Here is a 3,895-nt window from a genome sequence, read left to right on the forward strand (position 1 = left end):
TGGTTGTAACGCCATGTCTTCACGAACCCAATGCAATTCATCGTCTTTTACAAATAAGGTACGTCTGTACAATCCTGGGTGTGTTTTTCCTTGTCCCGTGTATATTACGTTTTCTTTTACATCTGTTTCAATAACGAATAAAGGTTCAATTGTTCCACCAACTGCCAAGCCTTTTCGTTGTCCGTTTGTAAAATAGTGTGCTCCTTGATGCTTTCCAACTACTTTTCCATCGGTTTGTGCATAGGTATATTTTTCAGCAAAGTATGCCAACTCTTCTACTTTTGTAGCAAATGTTGGTACTGTTTTGTGATAGTCTTCTTTTTGTTTCGGAACTTCAATAATAACACCTTCTTTGGGTTTTAGTTGTTGTTGCAAAAAGTCTGGTAATTTTACTTTTCCAATGAAGCATAATCCTTGTGAATCCTTTTTTTCTGCTGTGATTAGATCTGCTTTTGCAGCAATTTCACGTACTTCTGGCTTTGTGAGTTCGCCTATTGGGAACAATGCTTTTTCTAATTGTTCTTGTGATAATTGACATAAGAAATACGATTGATCTTTGTTGTCATCTTTTCCTGCCAATAGTCTGTGAATCATTTTCCCATCTTTTTCAATGGTTTCTTTTCTACAGTAATGCCCTGTTGCAACATAATCGGCACCTAAATCTAGCGCGATTTTCATAAATACATCAAATTTTATTTCCCGATTGCATAATACATCTGGATTTGGTGTACGCCCTTTTTCATATTCGTTGAACATGTAATCAACGATGCGTTCTTTGTATTGCTCGCTTAAGTCTACTGTTTGAAATGGAATTCCTAGTTTATCTGCTACTATTAAAGCGTCGTTACTATCTTCTAACCACGGACATTCGTCAGAAATGGTCACAGAATCGTCGTGCCAATTTTTCATGAATAGTCCAATAACTTCATATCCTTGTTCTTTCAGTAAATATGCTGTTACACTTGAATCTACTCCTCCTGAAAGTCCTACTATTACTCGTTTCATTTTATCTTTTTCGCTTGTTATGCATCGTTATAAAAGTATTGTCCATATATCTTCAAAGCTATTCTCGATACAATTTTTCTTTAAAAAATTATTCGAATTAACACGCAGTGAATGTATATACTGTTGTAGACGTATTTGATACATTTTGCTGACAAAGATACTATCTTTTTCGTGTTTTTTTTGAGTTGATTCGTGTCAAGCATATTTAAACCCAAATTATGCTAATAGAAAATCTATTCCATCTTGAAACCACTTCAAAATCTAGCGTTATACTTTGTTTTTTAATTTAACCATAACGATACTATCTGAAATTAAAAAAAGTAATAGATTTTTTTGTAGTTTCAACCTTCATAACGAAGTTCTATTACATAATTCGGGTTATACACAAAAAAGCCTGAGTGGAAAGAACACTCAGGCTTTTTTTATAATTTACATTTTTACTATAGTGAAGACAATTCAAATACTAAATATTCTAAAAGTCTGTCTACAGTACTGAATCCGTCGTCGTGGTTTTCCGTATGAAATGAAGAGTAAAACACGCCGCCTTCTCCGACTAAAAATGTAAACGCTAAATCTTTGTTTTCTGTAATTTGCGCACCTGTTGCATCTCTGTACGTTACAGGTCCGTTAAACCAACTTAATACTGTTGCGTCGTTTGCAGTATTTACAACTTGCCATCCTGGAAGGAATTCGTCAAGTAGTATGGTATCGTCATTATTTAATGTGATTCCGAAATTTACTTGCAACCAATCAATTAAATCTTGATCAAAAATGGTTGCTTCTGTTGTGGTAGAGTTTCCGCTTTTTTCAGGATCTAGGAAATCTATGTATTGTTGTCCATTGCCAGTAATCCCTTCTAGGTATGTAAAAGCCCAATCGGTTGCATATACAATTCCGCCATTGTTTACATATTGCGTAATGTTATCGTTGTATTCTGTATAGTTTTCGTTTAATCCGCAGTTTAAGAAGATGATGTCATATTCCGCCAACATACTTGACGAAGCTACTAAATCACCAAAATTGAAATCGACATTTGGCAGTAAGTTTGTGTTTGTTTTGGCAGTAAAAGCGCCTATTGTTGTTCCGTGATTGTGTCCGTGATTGTTTGTGGCGTTTCCAGGTCTTCCAAAATAGTTTCCTTGAATGATGTCAAATAACGGTTCTTGTGTGAATGGATTTACCAAACCAATATCGTATAGTACAGACTCTATGTGATCAAAACTTCCTGTTACGACTCCAATTCTCGGAAAGCTTTCAATAGGAATATTTGGAATTTCTATATCGTCTTCAGTAGTTATTTCTACCGTTCTTTCTGAACTGAATAGTCCTTTTTTCAACGATATTGTATAGGTTCCTTGTGTTAAGTTTGTTAGTATAAAACTACCATCGGTTCCTGTCAACGTTTCCGCAACTACCGTTTCTTCTTTTGTTGCTGTAATCAAACCGTTTACAATTGGATCTGCATTGTTTGGTGCTAAGAATTTACCAGAAATACTAATTTCTGCTGCTGGCGCTGCTTCATTGTCCTTTTCACACGAAAGTAAAAAAGAAAAAACGAGTACAATTAGTGTTAGTTTTTGAATCTTCATGGTGTATTTTCGGTTAGGTGTTATTTTGTAGATGCACAAACTTCTATTTGGTTGCGTGCTTTTTGTTATTTTAACAAATTCATCTTTAAGCTATTAAGCTTTCTATTTACATATTTAAAACAATTGTAATTTGAAAATTCCCCTAAATTTGTTAAAATACCGGCAATAATTATCACATTTTTGCTGTTAAAAGTTTTTTAATACAGAATGGCAACAGCTTTTTATTTTATCTTTTTTAGCGTATATTTCGATGAAAGAGGCATAACTTTTGCCATAGACACCTAAGTAACACTTATAGTTAAAAGAATTTAGATGAAATTGAAGTTAGGAATTAGCATGTTATTGTTTCTATGCATAGGAAACACGGTATTTTCGCAAAGTAAGAAAACAGATAGTCTTGATATTAAGATTGGGCAAATGATTATGTTGGGTATTGGTGACGATACTGATATGAAAGCCAATAATAAGATTTTAGCCGATATTAAAGCTCAGAAACTTGGTGGCGTTTTGCTGTATGAGAAGAATATTGCCAAATTGAATTCCGTTGAGAATTTGAAGAAGTTGGTTGCTACTTTGAAGAAAGATTCAAGATTACCACTTTTGGTAAGCATTGATGAAGAAGGTGGAAAGGTAAACCGCTTGAAACAAAAGTATGGTTTCCCAAAAACAGTTTCTGCTAAGTATTTAGGCGAAGTAGACGATATTGATTCCACGAAATATTATAGTGATATTATTGCACATAATTTATTAGACTTAGGTATTAACGTCAATTACACACCTGTTTTGGATGTTGATAATCCTGATAATCCGCCAATTGGAAAGAATCATCGTGCGTTTTCTGAGAATCCGAAAGGAATTGTGAAACATGCGCGACAAGTGATTAAGAGTCACCGTTATTTTAATGTAAAAACCGTTGTAAAGCATTTTCCTGGACATGGAAATTCGCGTCAAGATTCACATTATAATGTAACTGACGTGAGTAAGTATTGGAAGCAACAAGAGGTTTTTCCGTATATGAAATTATTGTATGAAGGCAATGTAGACGCAATTATGACTGCGCATATTGTGAATGATAAGTTAGACGATTCTAAGTTACCTGCCACACTTTCTAAAAAGATTATGACCGATTATTTACGTGGCGATCTTGGTTTTGACGGCGTTATTTTTTCTGATGATATGCAAATGAAAGCGATTGCTGATCAGTTTGGTTTTGAGAAATCGATTCAAATGGCAATTCATGCTGGCGTTGATGTATTAATGTTTTCAAATCATATTCCGATGAAAGGTCGCGGCATGATTCT

At 34.4% G+C, this 3,895-nt stretch carries 3 protein-coding genes; 1 reads left to right on the plus strand and 2 read right to left on the minus strand.

Annotated elements, in window-relative coordinates; all coding sequences use genetic code 11:
* Positions 1-1,005, minus strand: a 1,005-nt coding sequence (mnmA, locus tag AB8B65_RS09920) for a tRNA 2-thiouridine(34) synthase MnmA (protein ID WP_405300806.1), incomplete at its 3' end; no start/stop codon positions are given.
* Positions 1,006-1,445: 440 nt separating this feature from the next.
* Positions 1,446-2,594, minus strand: coding sequence for a carboxypeptidase-like regulatory domain-containing protein (locus AB8B65_RS09925; protein ID WP_405300807.1), 1,149 nt, complete (start codon positions 2,592-2,594; stop codon positions 1,446-1,448).
* Positions 2,595-2,906: 312 nt separating this feature from the next.
* Between AB8B65_RS09925 and AB8B65_RS09930 the strand changes: the two genes are divergently transcribed.
* Positions 2,907-3,895: glycoside hydrolase family 3 N-terminal domain-containing protein (locus AB8B65_RS09930; protein ID WP_405300808.1), on the plus strand; the 989-nt coding region annotated here is incomplete at its 3' end.

The sequence above is a fragment of the Kordia sp. genome, assembly GCF_045105435.1.
Lineage (GTDB): Bacteria > Bacteroidota > Bacteroidia > Flavobacteriales > Flavobacteriaceae > Kordia.